Raw genomic sequence first — 4,675 nt, 5'->3', positions numbered from 1 at the left:
CTCCGACAAAACAGGATAACAGTGAGCTCACTGCGTTCGCAGGCGGAAAACTAGCTTACCTTGCCGTTGCGGGCTTTGCGAATTCTTCGCAGCCCTCCACTCCCGGCAGGCTAGTTTTCCGCTGTCACTGTTACCCTGTTTTGTCGGAGAGTGTCGCTCGCTTTGCGAGCGACACAACCGTTAGTGCCAAAGCAAAAGTCAGACGCAACACCAAATAGCCGCGCCAACAGTTCAACGTGTACGTAGACTGTTGGCGCGGCTATTTGATGTTGCAGTTAACTATTACTTGGAGTGAACGTTGGACGCTGTAAGTACCGTGGCGGCGAGTTTACTGTAGTGGTTACTGTACTTGTGTTTTGCCCGCAAAGCGGGCAAAGCACTCCTCCACCGTCAGGTTATTAGCAATGGAGATCAGATGTCGTGCCGAGAGCGTAGGCTGCGCAAGGATTGCGCGAAGCCAAAGCGGTAAGGCACTACATCTGGTCGACAGTGAGCGAAGCGAACTTGCTAATGACCTGGCGGTGGAGGACAAAGCCCCCCTCTATCGTGCTAAAGTCTCACGTTACGTAAAGAAATAGTACAAACACAGTCCAATGTAAATCAAAGCAGTCAAGCCTGTAACCACCAAACTAGTTGAAAACAGAATCCCAAAGAATACCAAAACAAGCGCTACCAGTGAGAAGTAAGAGGTCCATGGAAACCATTTTACATGATAAGTTGACTGATCAAACCCATTGCTACGACTCTTAATATGACCCACGCAAAGCAACAGCCAAATAACCAGAATCGTGTAACTAATTGATCCCACTAAATCGTTGAACAACGTGTTTCCAATAAAGTAGGTCAGTAAAACCCCCATAAATAACGACAATGAACAAGTCAGTACGGCCATATAAGGCACAAAGTGTTTGTTCAATTTGGTCAGTGATTGCGTAACTTTAGTCGTGCGCTTGTTACGTTGATTTTGTACATATAACAACCGCGAAGCCGAATAAATACCGGAATTAATTGATGAAATCAGCGCTAGAATAATGACAAAGTTAACGATATCGGCCGCATATGGAATCTTGATCAATTGGAAGACTGCCACGAATGGGCTTACCTTGTCCGTCAATTTATCCCACGGGAACAGCGTTACGATGATAAAGAATGGGACTAGGTAAAATGAAATAATGCGGAACATAATGCCGTGCACAGCCTTCGGAATCACCTTCTGTGGCTCCTTGACCTCACCCAATGTAATGCCAATCAATTCAGAACCCGCAAAGGAATAAATAACGATCAGCATGGCACTCAAGAAACCAAATGCACCGTGCGGTAAGAAGCCACCATGGGCAGTCAAATTTGCAAACGCGACATGTGGCGTTTGGACAACGTTTCTTGCAATCAAGAACACCCCGGCTGCAATGAAGAATACGATTACCGTAATTTTCATGATGGCCAACCAGTATTCCGTTTCGGCAAACCACCGGACAGATAACAAATTGATGCCTGAAATCACGACAGCAATAATTAAAACAATTAGCCAGGTTGGCACATGTGGGAACCATATCTGAATAAACGACGCAGCTGCAATCGCTTCTGCTGTCAGATCAACGAACCACATCGTAAAATATGCCCAATCGACCATGTAGGCTGCAAATGGTCCTAAGATTGGTTGTAGCAGACCTGAAAAACCAGTCGCTGACGGATTATTAGCGGCCATCTCCGCCATACCTTGCATGATGAATAGCAAAATCAAACCACCGACTAAATAGGCAAAGATGACCGCTGGTCCAGCAGTGTGTACAGCATCCGCACTCCCTTTAAATAAACCGGCGCCGATTGCCCCACCAAGTGCCAGCATTGTGATGTGCCGGCCTGTCAAGCTGCGCTGTAGTTGTACTTGTTTCTCCTCTGCCATAAAGACACCCCTTACTTAAATTACCGAAAAATAAAAACGCCCCTTGAAGCATCTCTGCTCCAAAGGACGTTTTCACGTGGTACCACCTTCGTTTAAAGTGACAAAACATCACTTTCTCTGTTCATGAACCGATTGTCCATGAAACCTGTTAACGAGTGGCACCCGGTTCACCTCGAAAAGTGAACACCCTGATGACACCTTTTACCAACTAGTCAAGATGCCGTTCCACCAACCCGGCACTCGCTGTTCATCACTAGTTGGTGACTTTTCATCACCAGTTCAGCATTTTTTAAATTAGAAACAGCTTAACGAATGGTGAGAAGTTTGTCAAATGGAATTTAAAAAAGACTCAGTAACAACGTTTCCGTTGCCCTGAGTCCCACAAACTTACTTTTTATCGTCATCTTCGTCAGTTTCTTCTTCTGGATCTGGTTCAGGTACTGGCGCAGCCTTAATCACCGTAATGTCGTCATTTTTTACAACGGCACGACGATTCATTTCACTGACAGTCATACTGTCACCATCGTTGTAATCATCGATTAAAACGAGTGCTGAGTTTTCGTAAACTTTTTCTAACTCGCCACCGAAATCGTGTTCAAACGGTCCAAACTTCTTGGCAGTAACAACGTCTCCAACATGTAATTCAGCCATCTACGATCACCTCATATCCCACCAACGTGCAACCGTTGGACGGGTTTCTTTATCACTCAGTTCTTATGCATACGAAATAGTATATTAGCAAAAATCACCACTAATTTCAACTATTCCCCTCGGTCTCGTTCGTTTGTTCATTATGGTCACGCATGTATTGCAGGTTGTGTAATTGACGAATAGCTCGCAAATATGACGGAATCAACACTAAACAAGAGCCTAGCCACGCTAACGGTTCAGCTGATACGGCCCCTGCATATCCCAGCGGACCAACTAAGAAGAACGCGGCAAATGAACGCATCACCAATTCAGCAATTCCAGCAAACGTCGGCATTGCCTGCTGACCAACCCCTTGCAGCGTATTACGAATGATAAATAACACGGCTAACAACACATACGTGCTCGCGATCACATTAAAGTATGTTTGCGACAAATGTAATACTTCTGGATCATGCCCACTAATAAACAAACCAACTAAAAAGCGACCAAAAACAATTTCCAAAGCACCAATCACAATGGCAAAGCTACTCGATAAGATCAATGTTTGCCGCACACCTTTGATAATGCGCTCGTAACGACCAGCACCCATATTTTGAGCCGCGAACGTGGCCATCGTTACTCCGAAAGACGCCATTGGCATCGTCGCAATCTGATCGATTTTACTAGCAGCCGTGGACGAAGCAACAGAAGCGGTTCCTAAACTGTTCAAGGCAGCTTGCATGACAATTGCGCCAATCGCAATAATCGACATTTGAAAACCCATCGGTAACCCAGTCGAAAAGTGTGTCCACAGTTGTCCTAAACCTGCACGCAAATCCTGACGATTAATTCGTAGCAGCGGTACGTGTCGCCAAATATATGTTAGACACAAAACCGTGGCGACCAGTTGCGAAATAACCGTCGCATAACCGGCGCCAGCAACGCCCATATGGAACACTAAAATAAAAATCAATTCCAAAATAACGTTAACGACGGTTCCAACAATCAAGAAGTACAACGGTGTCCGTGAGTCGCCTAACCCGCGAATCATGTTTGACAGTAAATTAAAGGCAACCGACGCAAATATCCCAGCAAAAATGATGGAGATAAACGTTTGGGCATCATCATAAATTGCCGCTGGTGTTTGCATCAATCGTAAAATTGGATGAACAAACGCGAGTGACAAAATCGTCAATGCAATCGTTACAAATAAACTGATCCAGATGCTCGCCGCAAAACTTTCACGCACCCCTTTAAGGTCACGCGCACCAAATCGCTGTGCCGTAATGATGGATAGCCCTGTCGTTAACCCCTGGGCAAAACCAATAATCAAAAAGCTGATCGAGCCGGTCGAGCCAACCGCTGCCAGTGCATTCACACCAAGTGTTTGACCAACAACGACCGTATCCGAAATGTTATATAATTGCTGGAATAAATTTCCAATTAAAAGTGGAATCGTAAACAAAAAAATAAGTTTAAGCGGATTCCCTTCTGTTAAGTCACGCACGGCTGACCCTCCCTTGTTTTTATAAATTTATTTATCACATTTAAGACAGTCTAACCATGCTAGAATAGGCGTAATCACATGTCAAGTAAGACAGTCATTTTAAGGGGAATAACCATGACTTTTTTAATTGCAAGTCGCTGGTGGCTCATCGCCGCATTTGTTCTATCCGCCGAAATTGGTCTCAGCCGAAAAACTGAAAAACGCGTCAAGTTATGGCTCATGATTGGTCGCTTAGTATATTTATTACTGATTGTAACGTTATCAGTCACTTTCAGAGCCGTCTTCGCTGCTTCAGTGCTGCAGGCGATCCTACTACTTATCCTAGCTGCCGCACTCATCACGGTCTCCGAACTCGCCTACGCTAGAAAACAAGAGACTAAAACCTCACACCCGTTATTAATTAGCATCCCCATTATCTTTGCACTTATGCTCATTGTCAGTTTTTTATAGGTCTGACGCAACCATTCTGTTTAAATAACACTTTTCAAGCGCTATTCGACAAACAGTGAAACCGGCTTTCATGCCAGTCTCAACCAAATAAGCGCAAAACACGGACAGGTCGTAGTGCTCACTTCGACCTGTCCGTGTTTTGCGCTTATTGTTGTTTTATAAGTTTCAATAGTTGAAACGTGCGC

The 4,675-nt window shown here is 44.8% G+C and carries 4 protein-coding genes; 1 reads left to right on the top strand and 3 read right to left on the bottom strand.

Features of this window, described 5'->3' with window-relative positions:
* Window positions 1–562: 562 nt before the first annotated feature.
* The 3 genes from IV55_RS08330 to IV55_RS08320 all read right to left on the bottom strand — a co-directional run bounded on the left by IV55_RS08330 (window position 563) and on the right by IV55_RS08320 (window position 4,040).
* A complete protein-coding gene (locus IV55_RS08330) occupies window positions 563–1,903 on the bottom strand; it encodes an amino acid permease (protein WP_057811218.1) in 1,341 nt (446 codons plus the stop codon).
* A 387-nt stretch (window positions 1,904–2,290) separates the two neighbouring features.
* A complete protein-coding gene (locus IV55_RS08325) occupies window positions 2,291–2,554 on the bottom strand; it encodes a hypothetical protein (protein WP_057811216.1) in 264 nt (87 codons plus the stop codon).
* A gap of 106 nt (window positions 2,555–2,660) precedes the next feature.
* Window positions 2,661–4,040 carry an MATE family efflux transporter gene (locus tag IV55_RS08320; protein ID WP_057811214.1) on the bottom strand — a complete coding sequence of 460 codons (1,380 nt, stop codon included), beginning with the start codon at window positions 4,038–4,040 and terminating at the stop codon, window positions 2,661–2,663.
* 114 nt (window positions 4,041–4,154) lie between these two features.
* Here IV55_RS08320 and IV55_RS08315 point away from each other — a divergent pair, with 114 nt between their 5' ends.
* On the top strand, window positions 4,155–4,490 hold the full coding sequence (locus tag IV55_RS08315; protein ID WP_057811212.1) for a DUF1516 family protein: 336 nt from the start codon (window positions 4,155–4,157) through the stop codon (window positions 4,488–4,490).
* Window positions 4,491–4,675: the final 185 nt, after the last annotated feature.

The organism is Furfurilactobacillus siliginis (genome assembly GCF_001437435.1).
Taxonomy (GTDB): Bacteria; Bacillota; Bacilli; order Lactobacillales; family Lactobacillaceae; genus Furfurilactobacillus; species Furfurilactobacillus siliginis.
Note: the sequence above shows the minus strand (reverse complement) of the source record. Positions and strands in the feature narration are given on the sequence as shown.

What these genes read in the sequence shown, in the direction of transcription:
- IV55_RS08330 (WP_057811218.1), bottom strand. Translation starts at nt 1,903, where the DNA reads ATGGCAGAGGAGAAACAAGTACAACTACAGCGCAGCTTGACAGGCCGG.
- IV55_RS08325 (WP_057811216.1), bottom strand. Translation starts at nt 2,554, where the DNA reads ATGGCTGAATTACATGTTGGAGACGTTGTTACTGCCAAGAAGTTTGGA.
- IV55_RS08315 (WP_057811212.1), top strand. Translation starts at nt 4,155, where the DNA reads ATGACTTTTTTAATTGCAAGTCGCTGGTGGCTCATCGCCGCATTTGTT.